The organism is Paraburkholderia sp. MM6662-R1 (genome assembly GCF_050436245.1).
In the GTDB taxonomy this organism is placed as follows: Bacteria; Pseudomonadota; Gammaproteobacteria; order Burkholderiales; family Burkholderiaceae; genus Paraburkholderia; species Paraburkholderia tuberum.
Window position 1 is genome coordinate 420,912 of sequence record NZ_JBNDLV010000004.1, and the last position, 17,947, is coordinate 438,858.

The following is a 17,947-nucleotide window of genomic DNA, read 5'->3' on the forward strand; positions in this document are numbered from 1 at the left end:
AACCCGGTTGCGGCGGACAGCCTGGCTAAGTGGCACAGGGCCGCCGATTGCCGGCGTTTGCGCTTAAACTTCCTGCGTGGCGCAGATAATTGATAAGACAGGACCGCATTCCATACGGTGGGCACATTCCATACGGTGGGTACAGTGGCATCTTTGAGGCCGAGCTTTGCGAGATTGAATTGGCCTTCGCTAATGCCATGCATCAACTCAATGCCGGCCAGAGTGATCGCGGCGTTCCTGAAACGCTTGAAGCCGAGCATGGCATTGGTCCGGGACTTGATGTGGCGATGGTCCTGTTCGATCAGATTGTTGAGATACCTTGAGACCGACACAGTAGAAGACGCAGTCGCTGCTCTTGTTGCCCTGACGCAATTTGGCGTCGGATCGTATCGACGCGCATCATAAGTCTCGCCACGCGTCAGATGGCACAAAAGCCCCCATAAGAAGGCGCCAGACGCTGAGATATCGGCATGCATGCGCGACGCCAACTGCTATTCTTCAGACACGGCGACTCACGCGTCTCCGGTCGGCTCCGCGGGTCGTTGGCGGCCATTCCGCATGCATGGGGAAAGGGGGCTGTATGTCACGTCCGGAACGACCTCGGTCCGCGGGACGCGCACGGAATCGACAGCACTCGCGCGGACACCTCTGGCTCGCTATCGGCATTTCGCTGACGGGACTCTGCCTGACACCCGTGGCGTTCGCGGCGGGCAGCCTGCCGCAGGGCGGCCATTACGTCGCTGGCACTGGCACGATAGCGGGCGCGGGCAACAGCCTCGTGATCACGCAACCCGGTTCGACACGCGGTGTGATCGACTGGAACAGCTTCTCGATCGGCAGGCACAACAGCGTCACGTTCGCCAACGGCACGGGCGCAACCCTGAACCGGGTGACGGGTGGCTCGCTCTCAGCGATCCTCGGCATGCTCAGTGCCACGGGCAGTGTCTACGTGATCAATCCGCAAGGCATCGTCGTGGGTCGATCCGGCGTGGTGGCGACGGGCGGACGCTTCGTTGCATCCACGCTGGACACATGCGACTGCGCGTTCATGAACGGCGGCGCGCTTACCCTGTCGGGCAACTCGGCCGCAGTAGTCGTGAATCTCGGGAAGATCAGCTCCAGTGGCGGCGACGTGTTCCTGCTCGCCCGGACCGTGATCAACGCGGGAACTGTCAATGCGCCTGAGGGCACGGCGGAATTCGCGGCCGGATCGAAGGTGCTGCTGCAGGACTCGTCGAGCGGCCAACAGGTATTCGTCCAGGCGGGCAGCGCGGGCAATGTGATTGATTCGGGTATCACGCGCGCCGCGCAGATCAGCCTGCAAGCCGCGGACGGCAACGTGTACGCGCTCGCGGGCGGCGGCGCGCGCATCCGTGCGACGGGCACGGCGACCCGCGACGGCCACGTGTGGCTCGTGGCGGACGACGGCATGGTGTCGCAACAAGGCGCGATCGTGGCGAAGAACGCTGACGGCAGCGGCGGCACGGTTGATACCGAGGCAGCGCAACTGTCGTTCCAGCGGGGCGCCGCCGTGTACGCCGGTCGATGGAACATCGCGACGCCAGCGCTCACCGTGGACGCCTCAGTCGCGCGTGCGCTCGAGCGCAGCCTGAATGCGGGCAGCACGGTCGACCTGACGACCATCGGCGCCAATGGTGCGGCCGGAGACCTGCTGATCGCATCCGATATCGACTGGCACGGTGCGTCGGCGCTGACGCTCGCGGCTTACCATAACGTCGCGCTTTCGTCGGGCACGAAGATCCGCGACACGGGTTCTGGTGACCTCACGCTGCGCGCGGACGCGACGGGCATCGATAACGGCGGCAGCGTGACGAACGGCGGCACGATCGACTGGTCGAAAAGCACCGGGACGGTCAGCGCGCTGTACGACATGAACGGCACCTACGCACCGGGGACGCTGCTTGCCAACACGGCCTGGACGGCACCGTCCGACAGCGGACTGATCACTCAGATTACCGGCTACCGGCTCGTCAATTCGCTCGCGGATCTGGAAAATATATCGCTCGATCTTGCCGGCGACTATGCGCTCGGCAAGGACATCGACATCAGCACGCCAAGCTACGGCGCAGGTCTTTATGTACCGATCGGAACAGGCGCCGCGCCGTTCGCTGGACAGTTCGACGGCATGGGCCAAACGATCTCGAATCTGAATGCGAGGCAGAGTGTTCCCGCCACAAGCGATCCGGCGAATCCCGCGGCAGCGAGTGGTCTGTTCGGTGTGATCGGCGCGACGGCCGTCGTTCGCAACGTCAGCGTAAATGGCTTCGTCAGCATCAGCGGCTATGGCTCCTTTGGCGTCCTGGCCGGCGTCAACGACGGCCTGATCGTGCATGCCCAGACGAGTGGCAGCCTTTCGCTGTCTAACCCTTTCGTCTCGATCGATTCGATGAGCGGCGGCCTGGTGGGCTCGAATTACGCCACGATCACACGCTCGTCCAGCGACGCGTCGATGGTGAGCGAGGGCGTGTTGGGCGGCCTCGTCGGATACAACTTCAGCACCGGCGTGATCCGGCAGTCGTACGAAGCGCAAAGCCCGGACATCCCGCCACCGTTTGGGCCGGGCACCGTGAATGCCTTTGCTCACACTCAAGGCGCCGGCGGTCTGGTAGGCACGAACGACGGTCTGATTACGCAGTCATATGCGACCGGGACCGTTACGTTCACGCCCGACTACTGCGGTGGCGGCGGCGGCGAGCCCTGCTTTGGCTCGGGGAGCGCCGCGCTCGTTCAAAGCAACACCGGCACGATCGAGCAATCCTTCGCGACGGGCAACGTCGTCCAGGAAATTATCCCAGGCTTGGGGCCGCCCGCGCTCGGTGTTGCGACCAGCAATACCGGCACGATCGCCAACGACGTGTTCTGGGACACGCAGACAACCGGAGCCACGGTCAGCGTGGGCGCGGGTACCCCCGTGCCGATCGCGAATGGACTCACCACCGCGCAGATGAGCGTGCCATCGAGCTTCGGCCCGACGTTCGACTTCAGTTCAACCGGCGTCTGGGCATTGCCGGCCGGCGCGACCCATCCCGTACTGCGTTGGCAACTCGATCCTTGAGGGGGCCGATTACTCCGACGCGGCTCTCGGTTGCCGTGGTATCGCCAGTGCGCGGAACCGGTTTCCTGAATGGCCAGATCCCGCTTGGCAACGGACGACTGCAAATCCAAGGTCGGATGTCTCGTTGGGGTCGGGAGTGCGAGTTCGCTGATGCGGGAAGCTGACGTCCGGCTGCGCGCCCACCGTCGCATCGACTACCGCCTACTGGCTGGTCAGCGCGGAGAATGCGGACGGCGCGATCCGGCGGCCCGAGATCGCCGATTTCAAACGTTGGCTCGTCGACGAGGCGGCGACCTTCGACGCGCATGCGGACGCGGCGGCGGACGACGACGTAGCAGCGCATAGGTGAGCCACACTCACCTGTCGTCGACATCTTTTCCTTTGCCGGCTGCGCGGCGGGCTGCGACGATGGTGGCCAAAGAGGAGCCGCCATGTCGACGACCCATAGCAAGCAACCCGCCCTCGCCCTCGCTCCCGCAACCACCGTCACCACGACGCTCGTGATCGTCGCCGGTGCGCTGATCCTGAGCGCCGCGATGGGCATCCGCCAGACCTTCGGCCTGTTCATCGGCCCGTTCTCGTTCGACCGCGGTCTGCCGGTCACGCTGATCGCTTTCGCGATCGCGCTGCACAACCTCGTGTGGGGCTTCGCGCAGCCGTTCGCGGGCGCGGCGGCCGATCGCTATGGCTCGGCGCCGGTGGTCGCGTTCGGCGCTTCGACGTTCGCGGCCGGCCTCGGGCTGTCGGCGTCGCCCCGAGCGGTGCGCTGCTGGTGACCGGCATGGGATTGCTGGTCGGCATCGGCGTGAGCTGCACGACCTTCGGCGTGGTGTTGCCAGCGGTCGGCCGCGTTGCGTCGCCGGAGAAGCGCAGCGTCGCGATGGGGCTCGTCAGCGCCGGCGGCTCCGCCGGACAGGCGCTGATGGTGCCGCTCGTACAAGGCAGCCGGCTGCATTCGGGCATCGCGACATCGCTATTCGTGCTCGCTTTCGCCATGCTGCTGATCGCGCCGCTCGGCATCGTGCTCGACCGGCGTGCGCCGATCCACGCGACGGCTCAGGCGCGGTTCGAGGACGCGCCCGCGGCGCCGCTGCGCGAGGTTCTGTCACAAGCGATGCGCCATCGCGGCTACCGCTTGCTGACGCTCGGCTTCTTCACCTGCGGCTTTCAGCTCGCGTTCATCGCGACGCATCTGCCCGAGTATCTGACGCTGTGTCATATGCCGATCGGGCTGGGCGCCACCGCGCTTGCGCTGATCGGCCTGTTCAACATGGCGGGCAGTTGGGCATGTGGTTGGCTCGGCGGCCGGTTCCGCCAACATCATGTGCTCGGCTGGCTTTATCTGATTCGCAGCGCGACGATCGCCGCATTCTTCGCGCTGCCGAAAAGCGCTGTGTCCGTGGTGATTTTCGCGGCGGTGATGGGCCTCACGTGGCTCGGCACCGTACCGCTGACGAGCGGGCTAGTCGCCAAGGTGTTCGGCACGCGTCACCTCGGCAGCCTGTTCGGCGTGTGTGCTTTCTGAGCCATCAGATCGGCTCGTTTCTCGGCGCGTGGCTCGGTGGCCTCGTGTTCGATCTGACGGGCTCGTACTCACTGCTATGGGTAGCGACGGTCGCGGCGGGATTGATCGCGGCACTGCTGCATTTCCAGATCGACGACACCGTGGCGATGACGCCCGCGCGGCGTTCGTCTCGCCCCGCGCAGGCGTGATGCGAATTGCCGATAGAGATGCTGAAGCGATTCCGGTCGAGGCTACTTTTTCGGTGCATCCGCCGCGGCTTTCGGCACACGCCCCATCAGATAGAACTCGTCGTTCGGACGCATCGAGATCACGTTGGCCATCCGGTTCGACAGCCCGAAAAACGCGGTGATTGCCGCGATGTCCCAGATGTCTTCATCGGTGAAGCCGTGGCCGCGCAGTGTCTGGAAGTCTTCTTCGTCGACCGTGCCCGACGCGCGGCACACCTTCAGCGCGAAATCGAGCATCGCCTTCTGGCGGTCCGTGATGTCGGCCTTGCGGTGATTGACCGCGACCTGATCGGCGAGCAGCGGCGCTTTTTCGTAGATGCGCAGAATCGCGCCGTGGGCGACCACGCAGTAAAGACAATCGTTGACCGCGCTCGTCGCGACCACGATCATCTCCCGCTCGCCTTTCGTTAGACCGCCCTCTTTCAGCATCAACGCATCGTGATAAGCGAAGAACGCGCGGAATTCGTCGGGCCGATGCGCGAGCGTCAGAAACACGTTCGGCACGAAACCCGCTTTCTCCTGCACTTCGAGAATGCGGGCACTGATGTCTTCGGGCCACTCGCTCGGCTCGGGCACCGGGTAGCGGCTGATGGGCTGAAGCGTGGCCATGCGCTGTCTCCGTGATCTCTGTCGGGGTATGCCGACCATTGTAGCAACGCGATTTCGCGCTCGCCCGCGCTTCACCAGGTCCGCTCGATCACGTCCCACATTGCCGCCCGTATCGTCTAGACTTTCAGTTCGGCATGCGTGAAGCCGCCCGGCACGGCGGCGACGAAAGGAGCGACCATGTCAAACGTTACGCACGACGCGCGGGCCCCGGTGGTCAAGGTGCGGCCCGAACGGGAAATCGCGACGATGCAGCGGCTGCCCTATTTCGTCGGCATTTCGGCGGGCACCGCGGGCAGCACCGGGCTGTCGATGTACATGGTCGTGGTCCCGCCGGGCGGCCATGCGGAGCCGCACTTTCACGCCGACTACGAGACGGCGATCTATATGCTCGAAGGCATGATCGAGACGCGCTACGGCCCGGGCTTACGCGAGTCGGTCATCACCGAGCCGGGCGACTTCCTGTTCATTCCGCCGGGCGTGCCGCATCAGCCGTTCAATCTCGACGCGAACGCCGCGGCGCGCGCGATCGTCGCGCGCAATCACGCGGACGAGCATGAGCGCGTGGTGCCCTATGATCCGTCCGAGGATGCGTGAGGCAACGGGCCTCTTCCCGGACCGCCTCGCCTGAAGCGAGGCAAATCATGCTTCTCAAACCGGTTTGATCCACTTGCCGCGCGGCGCATGCAGGCCGCGCCGCGTCGTGCGCCGCGCCCATTCGTCGGTCGCGCGCGATTTCGTCGGCGTTCTTTCACGACGCCGACTCGCCACCTGTGCTAAAGCCGACCAGAACCGCCGCGAAGATCACCGCACGTCTCGCGGAGTGAATGAACAGTAGACGAAACACGCGGCATCACGCTCGATGCCGCTTTGCCAAAATCTAAAAATAAATTGACGGCATTTTTAGCTCGTATATGCTAGCTAGTGGGAGATCTTGTGGGCGGCGCGGCGAATTAAGCTACTACCGTCCAGTACCGTTTCTTCTCGATCAACCCGTGTCCTGTTTCTTCAATATCCGCTGTGGATTCGAAACAGGCCGTTCAATGCCCTCAACTACGCCAGTCGAGTGTCATCGTGAGAGTCCGAGGCCCTTTGGTGAATTGGAATCGCAGTCAGGCGCGTTGTACTTGCGCTGACGGCGCCAGCGCCGACGGCAGCAACGGCAGCCTTGCGTTTCGCCGCTTTCTGTCCGTCATCACAGTCCTGTCGCGTCGTTCCGTTCGACGCCGCAACGTCCTCTCCGCGCGCGCGTTCATCGCGGTGCGCACAGACGAAGTCGCTTCGCTGCTGCCGTAGCGCCTCTCCTCTTTCATCTCTTTTCGCTGCTCGATTCGTCCGTTTGCTCGCGTTTTCGCGAGCTGGCTGCTTGCGTCCGCGCGGCACTGACTGATCACCGCGCATCGCGACGGATTCAATCGAACCGCTTCTAATCGGGTAAGCGCTGCGCGTTATTGCGCGGATTCGCTTTGGCGTCGACTCGCCTTCGCGTTTTCCCACCTCGCCGCGCGATATTTCGCGCCTTCGGCGACGCGTGTCGCCCGCGCATGAATACACGAAACCCTGCACACATGACCCAGATCGCGGACCAAAACAGAGAGAACAATCATGCATGACATCGACGAATTTCTGAAAAAGCATCATGTCACCGAAATCGAAGCAATTATTCCGGACATGGCCGGCATCGCGCGCGGCAAGATCATTCCGCGCAGCAAGTTCGAATCGGGCGAATCGATGCGTCTGCCGCAGGCGGTGATGATCCAGACCGTCACCGGCGACTATCCGCAAAGCGATTCGCTGACCGGCGTCACCGATCCCGATATGGTGTGCGTACCCGACGCGAGCACGATCCGGATGATTCCGTGGGCAGTCGACCCGACCGCGCAGGTGATTCACGATTGCGTGCATTTCGACGGCACCCCGGTCGAAATCTCGCCGCGCTGCGTGCTGCGGCGCGTGCTCGATCTATATAAGGCGCGCGGCTGGAAACCGGTGATCGCGCCGGAGCTCGAGTTCTATCTGGTCGACATGAACCGCGATCCCGATCTGCCGTTGCAACCGCCGGTCGGACGTACGGGTCGCGCGGAAACCGGACGCCAGGCGTATTCGATCGAAGCGGTCAACGAATTCGACCCGTTGTTCGAAGACATCTACGAGTACTGCGACGTGCAGGAACTCGAAGTCGATACGCTGATACACGAAGTCGGCGCCGCGCAGATGGAAATCAACTTCATGCACGGCGACCCGCTCAAGCTCGCGGACAGTGTGTTTCTCTTCAAGCGCACCGTGCGCGAAGCGGCGTTGCGTCACAAGATGTACGCGACTTTCATGGCGAAGCCGATGGAAGGTGAGCCGGGCTCGGCGATGCACATGCATCAAAGCCTCGTCGATATGGAAACCGGCCGCAATCTCTTCACCGCCGCCGACGGCGAGCCGACCTCGCTGTTCACCGGCTATATCGCCGGCTTGCAGAAATACACGCCGGCGCTGATGCCGATCTTCGCGCCGTACATCAATTCGTACCGGCGTCTGTCGCGTTTCATGGCCGCGCCGATCAATGTCGCGTGGGGTTATGACAATCGCACTGTCGGCTTCCGGGTTCCGCATTCCGCGCCAGTCGCGCGCCGCATCGAGAACCGGATTCCGGGTGTCGATTGCAATCCGTATCTGGCGATTGCCGCGACCTTGGCGGCGGGCTATCTCGGCATTACACAGCGGCTCGCCGCGACCGAACCGCTGGCGAGCGACGGCTATGCTCTGCCCTATCAATTACCGCGCAATCTCGAAGAAGGCTTGACGTCGATGAGCGCGTGCGAACCGATTGCCGAAGTACTCGGCGAGCAGTTCGTCCGCGCGTATCTCGCGTTGAAAGAGACCGAATACGAAGCGTTTTTCCGCGTGATCAGTTCGTGGGAACGCCGGCATTTGCTGCTGCACGTTTGAGTGCTGCGGGCCAATCGGTCAATGAGAACCTTGAAAAGACGGAGGGCAGTATGAGCTATAAGAATGAAGACGTAATGTATGCGCAAAAGGAAACGTCGCAGCATGGCGGCACGAAAGACGCGCCGACCTCGCAAGCCACATCTCGCAGCACCGCCGAATACCGCGCGCTCGATGCCGCGCATCACATCCACCCGTTCTCGGATATGGGCTCGCTCAATCGCGCGGGTTCTCGCGTGATCGTCAAGGCGCAAGGCGTGTACCTGTGGGACTCGGAGGGCAACAAGATCATCGACGGCATGGCGGGACTGTGGTGCGTGAACGTCGGCTACGGCCGCCAGGAACTGGCCGACGCCGCATTCCGGCAGATGCGGGAACTGCCGTACTACAACACGTTCTTCAAGACGACGCATCCGCCCGTGATTGAACTGTCTGCCCTGCTCGCCGAACTGACGCCCGCGCCATTCAATCGCTTCTTCTACTGCAACAGCGGCTCGGAAGGCAACGACACCGTGCTGCGCATCGTCCATCAATACTGGGCGACGCAACGACAGCCCGCGAGGAAGTTCGTCATCGCGCGCAAAAACGCTTATCACGGGTCGACGATCGCGGGCGGCACGCTCGGCGGCATGGCTTATATGCATGAGCAGATGCCATCGAAAGTCGAGAACATAGTACATATCGATCAGCCCTATTTCTTCGGCGAAGCGGCAAGCGATCAGACGGCGGAAGAATTCGCACTGGCTCGCGCGCGGCAGCTCGAAGCGAAGATTCTCGAACTCGGTGCGGACAATGTCGCCGCATTTATCGGTGAGCCTTTCCAGGGAGCGGGCGGCGTGATTTTTCCGGCTGACACGTATTGGCCGGAAATCGAGCGCATTTGCCGCAAGTACGACGTGCTGCTCGTCGCGGACGAAGTGATCGGCGGCTTCGGCCGGACCGGCGAATGGTTCGCGCATCAGCACTTCCGCTTCGAGCCGGACCTGATCACGCTCGCGAAGGGACTGACGAGCGGTTACGTGCCGATGGGGGCTGTCGGTCTACATGATCGCGTCGCCCGCGCACTGATCGACAACGGTGACTTCAATCATGGCCTCACCTACTCCGGGCATCCGGTCGCGGCGGCCGTCGCGCTTGCGAATCTGAAACTGCTGCGCGACGAGAGGATCGTGGAGCGCGTCAAAGTAGATACGGGTCCGTACTTTCAGAAGAAGCTGCGTGAGACGTTCGCCGGTCATCCTATCGTTGGCGAGATCAGCGGCGCGGGCCTCGTGGCGGGCGTGCAACTCGCCGAGAAGCCGCTCGAGCGCAAGCGCTTCGCGAATGGCGGCGATGTCGGTACGATGTGCCGCGACTTCTGCTTCAACGGCAATCTGATCATGCGCGCGAGCGGCGACCGGATGCTGCTGTCGCCGCCGCTTGTGGTCAGCCGGCCGGAAATCGACGAAATCGTCTCGAAGGCAGAAGCGGCGATCGATGCGACCGCGCGGCAGGTGGGCATTCGATAGCACTGCATGGTTGCGATTCAGTTTCCCTCAGCCCTCGAGTGCCCGCACAGCCTTCAAATCGCCGGTCAGCCGCAGGATCGCACCAATCATCTGCCCCCCGTGACCGCCGCCGGAATGCGCGGCGGTCCTACTTTACGTTGTACCGGTCGCGCGAGCGTTCCAGGTTATGGTCAGAGAGGCCACCAGCCCTTACCGCCGTTGCCTGCATCATGGTCCGGGTGCGACCCGTCATGATGCCCGTGCGTGTCGGAGTCCCGGTCGAAGTCGAGAAGATCGAACAGGTCGCCGATCGCGGGCGCATTGACCGGGCGACTTCGTTCTGTCGAGCACCCCTCGTTGATCTGTTCGACGGCCGCCTGGCCGTCAGCCGTCGTCCGACGCGAGGAAATGCCACGCCTTCTCCTTGCGCGTCTCCAACCCGTAGCGCCACGCGTGATGACCATTGCTCGCACACCGCAATAGCGTCGGGATAAAAACATTGCAAGCGTATGACAGCGGGCGCGGTTGTTTATCGACGTGTAGCACCGTATGCTTGGATACGTCGCTTTCCGATCGTCAACTTCGAGAAGGTCATTCAGTCATGAACGAATACTGCATGTTCAAGGGAAAACTGCTGCGCGCGGCGCCTTTCAAAGATTCGTATATAGGCAGTCCGCACTATGTGATCACGGTGACTGGCAACGACAACACGCCATTCAACATCGTCGTCAATTCGGCGTCGACGCAACCGGGCGCAAGCGGTAACGACGACGTGTACTTCTATGCCGATCTGAACTTCGCCGATCCACTCACCGCGAAACTGCAGCCCCTGAACCTCGGCCTCTACACGAGCGGCTTTCCACGGCTCGATTACTTCCAGGACAGCAGCCTGCTCGACATTCACCGCATGCGGCCGGTCCCCTACGAGGATCAAAACGGCAACCGCGCCGACGTCAACGACATCATCGACGAAATCCTCACCATCGACGAAAGCAAGCCGTCGCAAAGTCTGCCCTACGACAACGGCAGCGGCCAGTTGCACAACCGCGATTTCTGGACACCGACCACCGCGGGCATCGTGGTCTATGGGTTCGGCTTTCTGTTTCTGCCGAAGAAGGACGGCCTTCACGAGACTCACATGAATCAGGGCAATCCGCGTGGCCCGCATTACAACGAAAACGGCGCGTTCCAGGACGGCGCGGTGATCGTGCAGCGCGCCGATGGGTTTGCCGCGATGTTCACCGCGTTTCAGACACAGTATTTGCCGACCAATGCGGCCGGCGATCCGGCGGCGAATGCAGTGGCGTTACCGGTTTATATTCAGCAAGGTTGATAGCGTCGCTCGTGCATGGGGCAAGTGGAAACCGCCGCGATGCGCGAGAAACAGGTTCTTGCATAGGGGAAAATCAGATCGCGCGAAAAAGTCCCTCGCGATACGAACGCACCGCGAGAGACGTCGCGTCGATCAGCGCGCGCTCGCGGCGCCGCGACGCGGAATATGCCGCTGCACCACCGCCAGCGCGATCAGCACGATGACCATTGCGATACCGAGCATCAGCAGATAGCCCGAAGCGCCACCGGCCGTGATCACCGCGGCACCGGCGAATGCGCTCAGAATCGCGCCGACGCGGCCGAACGCGAGTGCCGACGCGGTGCCCGTCGCCCGCACGCTGGTCGGATAGACGTATGCGCACAGCGCGTACATCGTCGATTGCACCGCATTGACGAACAGACCGTGCAAGCCGAGACCGACGATCATCAACGCCGTATGCTGCGTCGCGCCGACGCCGAGCAGCATCCATGCACTCGCGACGCCGCCCGCGCAGCACAGCAGCAGCGGCCAGCGCGAGCCGTAGCGCCCGATCGCCAGCGCGCACAGCACCGCGCCGATTACGCCGCCGAGGTTGTACGCGCTCAGGCCATAGCCCGCGAGCGACACGCTCAAGCCCTCACTCGTCAGCATCGACGGCAGCCAGCTGAACGCCGCATACACCGCGAGCAGGCACATGAAGAACGCGCCCCAGATCGCGACGGTGTCGCGCGAACGGCCATCGCGGAACAGCGCGGCAAAGCCGACGTGTTTCTCAGCGCTTTGTTCGCGCACATCGGTGAAGCTCGCATCGGCCGACACGTCGCGCGCCATGCGCCGCAGCAGCTTCACGAGTTCGGGCCAGCGATGCGGACGGCGTGCCAGAAAACGCGGCGATTCCGGCAGCGCCGCGAGCAGGACGAGGGCGAGCATGAGCGGCAGCACACCACCCGCTACGAACAGACCGCGCCAGCCATAAACCGGCAGCATCTGGCCGGCGAACAATCCGGCGACCATACCGCCCAGCGGCACGCACAGAATGGTCGCCGTCACCGCGAAGGTACGAAAACGCGCGGGCGTGCACTCGGCGGTCAGCGTCGTCGATGTCGGCAGCGCGCCGCCGATGCCGAGCCCCGCGATAAAGCGCAGCGCCGCAATGGCCGCCACGTTCGGCGCGAGACTGATCGCGCAGGTCGCCAGGCCGAACACGAACACGCTGCCGATCACGGCCCAGCGGCGGCCGAAGCGATCGGCGAACAGCCCCGCGAACGCGCTGCCGATACCCATGCCGACCAGCCCCGACGCAACCACCGGCGCAAATGCGTTGCGCGTGATGCCCCACTCCTTGGTCAGCATCGGAATCGCGAAGCCGATCAGCTGGCTGTCGAAGCCGTCGACGACGATCGACAGCGCCGCGAGCACCACCGCGATTTTCTGCAGCAACGTGTAGGGGCCGTCGTCCAGTGCATGACCGATGTCGACCGTGTTGCCGCCGCGCGCGATGCCGGCGAGCGCCGCGTCGTCGCGCGCGGTCGCGGTCGAGGCCGCGGCCGAAGCGGGAGGAACGAAACTCATGAACCTGTCTCCGTTGTTTGCGCTGCACGCGCGTTGTTCGATTTTTTTTGCTGTCGGCAGTACGGTGCGACGCGATGGCCCGCTTCGGCGAGTTGGCCGCCGAACAGCGAGCCCATCGCGTCGCGCCTCATCAGAACGGATAGTGACGCGGCGTCGTTTGCAGCGTGACCCAGCGCAGATCGGTGAATTCCGCGATCCCCGCCTTGCCGCCGAAGCGGCCGAAGCCACTCGCCTTCACGCCGCCGAACGGCATCTGCGCTTCGTCGTGCACGGTCGGGCCGTTCACGTGACAAATGCCCGACTCGATGCGTTTAGCGACGTTCAGCGCGCGCGCCGTGTCGCGGCTGAACACTGCCGCCGACAGGCCGTATTCGTTGTCGTTCGCACACGCGATTGCGGCTTCCTCGCCACGCACGCGCACGATCGGCTTGACCGGCCCGAACGATTCGTCGTGATAGATGCGCATGTCCGGCGTCACGCGATCGAGCGAGAGATGCACGTTGAAGCCGGCCCAGATGCCCGACGCGCCGGTCTCGGCGGCCATCGCGGCCGCGAAGGCGTCGGCCTTCGCTTCGAGCGCGTGCGCGGCCTTCGTCAGCAGCGCGCGGCGCTCGCTCGGTCCGAGCGCGGACCACACCGGAAAGGCGGCCGCGGCGGCATCGACGGCGGCCACGGCATCTTCGACGGTCGCGGCCGGCGCGCGCGTCGCGACTTCGCCGTCGAGCGGACTGCGGCGCTCGAAGCTCGCGCCGTTGCGCGCCTGTGTCTGCTCGCCGCCGATCAGCATCGATACGTTTTTCATCGTAGGTCTCTCTCCTGTTCGTGAATGGGAAGCGCCGTTACGCGACGATCGCTTCGACGAGCGTGGGACCGCTGTTCACGTCACGTTCGGTCAGCGCGCGACGCAACACGTCGGCAAGTTCAGCCGCCTCGCTGACGCGCGCGCCAGGGCAGCCCATGCCCGCCGCGATCGTCACGAAGTCGAGGCCCGGCAGGTCCGTGCCCTGCACGGTCTCGCCAGGCGCGAAACCGAACACCGGCGCGAAATCCTGCAGCGCCGCGTAGCGCGTGTTGTTCAGGATCATGAATGTGATCGGTAGCTGCATCTGCACCGCACTCCAGATCGCCTGAATCGAGTACATGCTCGAACCGTCGCCGATCAGCGCGATCACGCGCTCGCCCGGCCGCGCAAGCGCAACGCCGAGCGCCGCCGGCATGCCGTAGCCGAGGCCGCCGCTGTCCATCGTCAGGAACGTGCCGGCGCGCGCGATCGGCAGATAGGTCTGCATGATGGGCCGCGAGCTCGGCGCTTCCTCGACGACGATGCCATCGGGATCGCGCACTTCGGCGAGCGTCTGCAACGCGAATGCGACCGACATCCGCTCGCCCCGCGCGGGCGGCAGCGCTCGCGGCGCCACCGCGCGCGGCGCGGGCAACTCGCGCGCTTTGGGCGCGGCGCGCGCGAGCAGATCCTGCACGCCGAGCCGCACGTTGCCGACCGCGGCGATGCCCTGCGGCGTCCATGCGGCAATGCCCGGATCGTCGATCAACTGACACAGCCCCGAACCCGGCGGCACATGCGGACCACTGCCTTCGACGTGATACGTGAACGCTGGCGCGCCGATCACGAAGATCGCATCGTGCGCGCCGAGCAACTCGACGATGCGCTCACGCAGCGCCGGCAAAAAGCCCGCGAACAGCCGGTGCGTTTCGGGGAAGCTGCAACGTCCGGTCATCGGCGCGACGTAGACGCGCGCGGAATGCCGCTCCGCGAGGCGCACGACTTCAGCCGCCGCGTCCGCGCGATCGACCGCGCCACCGACCACGAACGCGGGCCGCTCGCACGCGTCGAGCACCGTGCCGATGCGTTCGAGCATCGTCGGATCGGGTCGCATGATGTGCGCGACCTCGCGGTCGGCCACGCGCTCGGCAGGCTGATCCCAGTCGTCGGCGGGAATCGACACGAACACCGGGCCGCGCGGCTCCTGCATCGCGATCGCGTACGCACGCGCGATCGCGAGCGGCACATCCTGCGCGCGAGCCGGCTCGATGCTCCACTTCACGTAGGGCTTCGGCAATTCGGTGGCCTGGGTCGCGGCGAGGAACGGTTCGAACGGCAGGATCGAGCGGGCCTGCTGACCCGCGGTGACGACGAGCGGCGTGCGGTTGCGAAACGCCGTGAAGATATTGCCCATCGCATTGCCGACGCCCGCCGCCGAATGCAGGTTCACGAACGCCGCGTTGCCGGTGGTCTGCGCGTAGCCGTCGGCCATGCCGACCACGACCGCTTCCTGAAGACCGAGCACGTAGCGGAAATCCACGGGGAAATCGCGGAACATCGGCAGCTCGGTCGAGCCCGGGTTCGCGAAGATCGACGTCATGCCGACGCGGCGCGCGAAGTCGATGACCGCGTCGCGTACGGTCCACCGCCTGCTCTGTTCTTTTGCGTGTGCGTGATTCTGCTGCGGCGCGCTGCTTGTCATGCGAAGTCTCCTGTCTGGTGAGCGCGAAAAATCGAATGGCCATTATCACGGCCGCCGGGGTAGCCGAAAATTGCCCAATTCGCAAAAAGGCATTACCTTTCGGCATGACTTACAACCTGCAACAACTGCAGGCGTTCGCGGTGATCGTCGAGAGCGGCAGCCTCGGACGCGCCGCCGAAGCGCTGCACATCACACAGCCGGCCTTGAGCCGGACCATCCGACGTCTCGAGGAACAGGTCGGCGCGCCGCTGTTCGAGCGGCATTCGCGCGGCATGCATCTGACCGCGGTCGGCGAGGCACTGCTGCCGCATGCGATCCTGCTGCAACGCGAAGCCGAACAGGCGCGCGAGGAAATCGACGCGATGCGCGGCCTCGCGCGCGGCACGATCCGCGTCGGCGCGGTCGGCAGCATCGCGAGCCTCGTGCTGCCGCTCGCGGTGAGCGGCGTGTTGACGAAGTGGCCGAACCTGCGCGTGGAGATCATCGAGGGCGTGTGGGACCGGCTCGCCGATGCGCTCGTCAAACGTCAGATCGATCTTGCGCTCAGCATGGCCGTGCCCGATACCGACGAGATCACCGCGATCGCCGATTGCCGCTGGGAAGACGCGAGCTACGTGGTCGCCGCGCTCGATCATCCGCTGCGGCGCAAGCCCGACCTCACGCTCGCCGACACGCTGGGCGAACGCTGGGCGATTCCGCCACGCGGCACCGGCCCGTTCGAGCACATGCAGAGCGTGTTTGCCGAGCGCGGGCTGGGACTGCCGAACGTCGTCGTCGAAACGCGCTCGGTCACGGCGCTGAAGAGCCTGGTCGCGCGTTCGGGCTTTCTGAGCTGGATGGCGTCGACGATGTACGTGACCGAAAGCAAGGCCGGCGTGTTCGATACGCTTGGCGTCCCAGGCGTGGTCGGGCGGCGCACGTTGACCGCGTTCCGGCGGCGCCAGGGGATTCTGCCGAGCCCGGCGGTCAAGCTGCTGGAGCAGTTGCGGCAGTTGACGGCGGAGGGTATGACCGCGGGTTGATCGTTTCCCGCACACGCTGCCGCTTTCTCGGCGTTTACCCGATGAGTAGATTTTATCGACTATTTATCAATAAAGTCTCGCGTTAGATTCCGTCGCCAAGCGTCGAGGAAACGAAGCAAGGAGAGCCGGATGGGAGTTTTGATTGGCGTGCCGATCGTGGCACTCGGCTTCGCATTGCGCTTCAACGCGCTGCTGGTGATGACGATCGCCGGCGTCGCGACCGGGATGGCCGGCGGCTTGCAGACGGTGGAGATCGTCAGCGCGTTTGGGCGCCTGCATGCGGCCACCACCGGCCGCGTGTTCTCATCACGCTGGTCGGTACGCTGACGCTCAAGTACGCGCCTTTCGTCGAAACGAAGAATCTGGTTTCTGCGGCACGCTGATGACGCCGATGGCGGCGAACTTCAACATCGTCCCCGCCGCGCTGCTCGAACTGAAGGACCAGAACGGCGTGATCAAGGCGCAATGGCCGACCGCTTTACTATTGCCGATCGTCAACACCATACTGTCGTACGTGTTCGTATTCCGCTTCTGAGGAACCGCCGATGACCACCCAGCTCACCCGCGAATTCGCGTCCAGATTCGCCAATGTCGCGCTCGCCCACCTCACGCGCGAATACCCGAACAAGCTCACGCACTCGCTTGAAGGACCGCAGGACGTGCAGGGTCCGCGCGCCTTGCATCCGATCTTCTACGGCAGCTACGACTGGCATTCGTGCGTGCACGGTTACTGGCTGATCCTGCATCTGCTCGAACGCTTCCCCGATCTGCCCGAGGCCGCGCGCATCGTCGCCGTGGTCGACGAGCATTTCACCGCGGCGAACGTCGCCGGCGAACTCGCGTATCTGGAGCTGCCGCACAACCGCGGCTTCGAGCGGCCGTATGGCTGGGCGTGGCTGCTCGCGCTCGGCGCGCAGTTGCAGTCGATGAAAATCTCGGAAGCCGCGCGCTGTGCGAAGACGTTCGCGCCGCTCACTCAGGCGTTCGTCGAGCGCTTCGAGGAGTTCCTGCCGAAAGCAACCTATCCGCTGCGCGTCGGCACGCACTTCAACATGGCGTTCGCGCTCGCGCTGACGCTCGATTTCGCGCGGCAAACCTCGCGCGAATCGCTCGAGGCGCTGATCGTCAGCACCGCGGAGCGCTGGTATCTGGACGACGTCGCGTGTCAGGCATGGGAGCCGGCCGGCGACGAATTCCTGTCGCCGTCGCTGATGGAAGCGGAGTTGATGCGGCGTGTGTTGCCGTCGGCGCAGTTCACCGACTGGTTCGGACGCTTCCTGCCGGACCTCGGCGCGAAAAAACCGGCGACGCTGTTCGAGCCCGTCACCGTGACCGATCGCAGCGACGGCAAGATCGCGCATCTGGACGGCCTCAATCTGAGCCGCGCGTGGTGCCAGCGTGCGCTCGCGCGTGCGCTGCCCGCCGGCGACGTGCGTCGCACCGTGCTGTTCGATGCGGCCGAGCGTCATCTGCACAGCGCGCTGCCGCATGTGACCGGCGACTACATGGGCGAGCACTGGCTCGCCACGTTCGCGACGCTGGCGCTCGAAGCTTGAGCGAACCGGGAACGAACTGAACCGGCTTTGAAGAGATGAAGCCGTGCTGGTTGGGGCGCTTCAGTACGAAGCGCCCTTTTCATTGCCCGTTCAACAGTCCCTGCCTGCGGCGGTAAAATCGCGCAAGGCGATTGCGCCGCTTTA

13 protein-coding genes and 4 pseudogenes are annotated in these 17,947 nt (G+C 64.3%); 12 read left to right on the forward strand and 5 right to left on the reverse strand.

The features are described from left to right. Positions 1 to 176: 176 nt before the first annotated feature. Positions 177 to 326 (reverse strand): annotated as a pseudogene (locus OKW39_RS31700) (DDE-type integrase/transposase/recombinase); the annotation flags it as partial. Between the two features lie 254 nt (positions 327 to 580). Here OKW39_RS31700 and OKW39_RS31705 point away from each other — a divergent pair. The 3 genes and pseudogenes from OKW39_RS31705 (at position 581) to OKW39_RS31715 (ending at position 4,789) form a co-directional block, all read left to right on the forward strand. Next, positions 581 to 3,076: a filamentous hemagglutinin N-terminal domain-containing protein gene (locus OKW39_RS31705; protein WP_429564443.1), complete on the forward strand. Its 2,496-nt coding sequence runs from the start codon at positions 581 to 583 to the stop codon at positions 3,074 to 3,076. Between the two features lie 154 nt (positions 3,077 to 3,230). Continuing rightward, a pseudogene (locus OKW39_RS31710) lies at positions 3,231 to 3,425 on the forward strand (transcriptional regulator); the annotation flags it as partial. A gap of 82 nt (positions 3,426 to 3,507) precedes the next feature. Beyond that, positions 3,508 to 4,789, forward strand: a pseudogene (locus tag OKW39_RS31715) (MFS transporter). Between the two features lie 42 nt (positions 4,790 to 4,831). Here OKW39_RS31715 and OKW39_RS31720 read toward each other — a convergent pair. After that, complete coding sequence (locus OKW39_RS31720; protein WP_090806810.1) at positions 4,832 to 5,437, reverse strand: peroxidase-related enzyme; 606 nt, start codon at positions 5,435 to 5,437, stop codon at positions 4,832 to 4,834. A gap of 177 nt (positions 5,438 to 5,614) precedes the next feature. Between OKW39_RS31720 and OKW39_RS31725 the strand changes: the two genes are divergently transcribed. The 5 genes from OKW39_RS31725 to OKW39_RS31745 all read left to right on the forward strand — a co-directional run bounded on the left by OKW39_RS31725 (position 5,615) and on the right by OKW39_RS31745 (position 11,191). Further along, positions 5,615 to 6,031 carry a cupin domain-containing protein gene (locus tag OKW39_RS31725; protein WP_429564444.1) on the forward strand — a complete coding sequence of 139 codons (417 nt, stop codon included), beginning with the start codon at positions 5,615 to 5,617 and terminating at the stop codon, positions 6,029 to 6,031. A 477-nt stretch (positions 6,032 to 6,508) separates the two neighbouring features. Continuing rightward, positions 6,509 to 6,730, forward strand: a complete 222-nt coding sequence (locus tag OKW39_RS31730; RefSeq protein ID WP_026226309.1) for a hypothetical protein — start codon at positions 6,509 to 6,511, stop codon at positions 6,728 to 6,730. 309 nt (positions 6,731 to 7,039) lie between these two features. Continuing rightward, positions 7,040 to 8,374 carry a glutamine synthetase family protein gene (locus tag OKW39_RS31735; protein WP_187610714.1) on the forward strand — a complete coding sequence of 445 codons (1,335 nt, stop codon included), beginning with the start codon at positions 7,040 to 7,042 and terminating at the stop codon, positions 8,372 to 8,374. Positions 8,375 to 8,424: 50 nt separating this feature from the next. Then, positions 8,425 to 9,879 (forward strand): aspartate aminotransferase family protein, encoded by a 1,455-nt coding sequence (locus OKW39_RS31740; RefSeq protein ID WP_429564445.1) that lies wholly within the window; start codon positions 8,425 to 8,427, stop codon positions 9,877 to 9,879. Between the two features lie 580 nt (positions 9,880 to 10,459). Further along, complete coding sequence (locus OKW39_RS31745) at positions 10,460 to 11,191, forward strand: DUF2278 family protein (protein ID WP_429333590.1); 732 nt, start codon at positions 10,460 to 10,462, stop codon at positions 11,189 to 11,191. 132 nt (positions 11,192 to 11,323) lie between these two features. Here OKW39_RS31745 and OKW39_RS31750 read toward each other — a convergent pair whose 3' ends face one another. The 3 genes from OKW39_RS31750 to mdlC all read right to left on the reverse strand — a co-directional run bounded on the left by OKW39_RS31750 (position 11,324) and on the right by mdlC (position 15,225). After that, positions 11,324 to 12,742 (reverse strand): MFS transporter, encoded by a 1,419-nt coding sequence (locus OKW39_RS31750; protein WP_429564446.1) that lies wholly within the window; start codon positions 12,740 to 12,742, stop codon positions 11,324 to 11,326. 130 nt (positions 12,743 to 12,872) lie between these two features. Next, entirely contained in the window at positions 12,873 to 13,544 is a 672-nt protein-coding gene (locus tag OKW39_RS31755) for an aldehyde dehydrogenase family protein (protein WP_429564447.1), read from the reverse strand. Positions 13,545 to 13,581: 37 nt separating this feature from the next. After that, positions 13,582 to 15,225 carry a benzoylformate decarboxylase gene (mdlC, locus tag OKW39_RS31760; RefSeq protein WP_429564448.1) on the reverse strand — a complete coding sequence of 548 codons (1,644 nt, stop codon included), beginning with the start codon at positions 15,223 to 15,225 and terminating at the stop codon, positions 13,582 to 13,584. A gap of 104 nt (positions 15,226 to 15,329) precedes the next feature. Here mdlC and OKW39_RS31765 point away from each other — a divergent pair, with 104 nt between their 5' ends. The 4 genes and pseudogenes from OKW39_RS31765 (at position 15,330) to OKW39_RS31780 (ending at position 17,803) form a co-directional block, all read left to right on the forward strand. Further along, positions 15,330 to 16,247: a LysR family transcriptional regulator gene (locus OKW39_RS31765; protein ID WP_184054335.1), complete on the forward strand. Its 918-nt coding sequence runs from the start codon at positions 15,330 to 15,332 to the stop codon at positions 16,245 to 16,247. Positions 16,248 to 16,376: 129 nt separating this feature from the next. Next, positions 16,377 to 16,574, forward strand: coding sequence for a 5-oxoproline transporter, DUF969 family subunit (locus tag OKW39_RS31770; protein WP_429564449.1), 198 nt, complete (start codon positions 16,377 to 16,379; stop codon positions 16,572 to 16,574). A 34-nt stretch (positions 16,575 to 16,608) separates the two neighbouring features. Further along, positions 16,609 to 16,782, forward strand: a pseudogene (locus tag OKW39_RS31775) (5-oxoproline transporter, DUF979 family subunit); the annotation flags it as partial. 10 nt (positions 16,783 to 16,792) lie between these two features. Further along, positions 16,793 to 17,803: a DUF2891 domain-containing protein gene (locus tag OKW39_RS31780; RefSeq protein ID WP_090806833.1), complete on the forward strand. Its 1,011-nt coding sequence runs from the start codon at positions 16,793 to 16,795 to the stop codon at positions 17,801 to 17,803. The last annotated feature ends 144 nt before the right edge of the window (positions 17,804 to 17,947 follow it).

Bases quoted from the DNA above. Each gene is read 5' to 3' on its own strand.
- OKW39_RS31750 (WP_429564446.1), bottom strand. From the start codon at position 12,742: ATGAGTTTCGTTCCTCCCGCTTCGGCCGCGGCCTCGACCGCGACCGCG.
- OKW39_RS31755 (WP_429564447.1), bottom strand. From the start codon at position 13,544: ATGAAAAACGTATCGATGCTGATCGGCGGCGAGCAGACACAGGCGCGC.
- OKW39_RS31745 (WP_429333590.1), top strand. From the start codon at position 10,460: ATGAACGAATACTGCATGTTCAAGGGAAAACTGCTGCGCGCGGCGCCT.
- mdlC (WP_429564448.1), bottom strand. From the start codon at position 15,225: ATGACAAGCAGCGCGCCGCAGCAGAATCACGCACACGCAAAAGAACAG.
- OKW39_RS31720 (WP_090806810.1), bottom strand. From the start codon at position 5,437: ATGGCCACGCTTCAGCCCATCAGCCGCTACCCGGTGCCCGAGCCGAGC.
- OKW39_RS31725 (WP_429564444.1), top strand. From the start codon at position 5,615: ATGTCAAACGTTACGCACGACGCGCGGGCCCCGGTGGTCAAGGTGCGG.
- OKW39_RS31705 (WP_429564443.1), top strand. From the start codon at position 581: ATGTCACGTCCGGAACGACCTCGGTCCGCGGGACGCGCACGGAATCGA.
- OKW39_RS31780 (WP_090806833.1), top strand. From the start codon at position 16,793: ATGACCACCCAGCTCACCCGCGAATTCGCGTCCAGATTCGCCAATGTC.
- OKW39_RS31740 (WP_429564445.1), top strand. From the start codon at position 8,425: ATGAGCTATAAGAATGAAGACGTAATGTATGCGCAAAAGGAAACGTCG.
- OKW39_RS31735 (WP_187610714.1), top strand. From the start codon at position 7,040: ATGCATGACATCGACGAATTTCTGAAAAAGCATCATGTCACCGAAATC.
- OKW39_RS31765 (WP_184054335.1), top strand. From the start codon at position 15,330: ATGACTTACAACCTGCAACAACTGCAGGCGTTCGCGGTGATCGTCGAG.
- OKW39_RS31770 (WP_429564449.1), top strand. From the start codon at position 16,377: ATGGGAGTTTTGATTGGCGTGCCGATCGTGGCACTCGGCTTCGCATTG.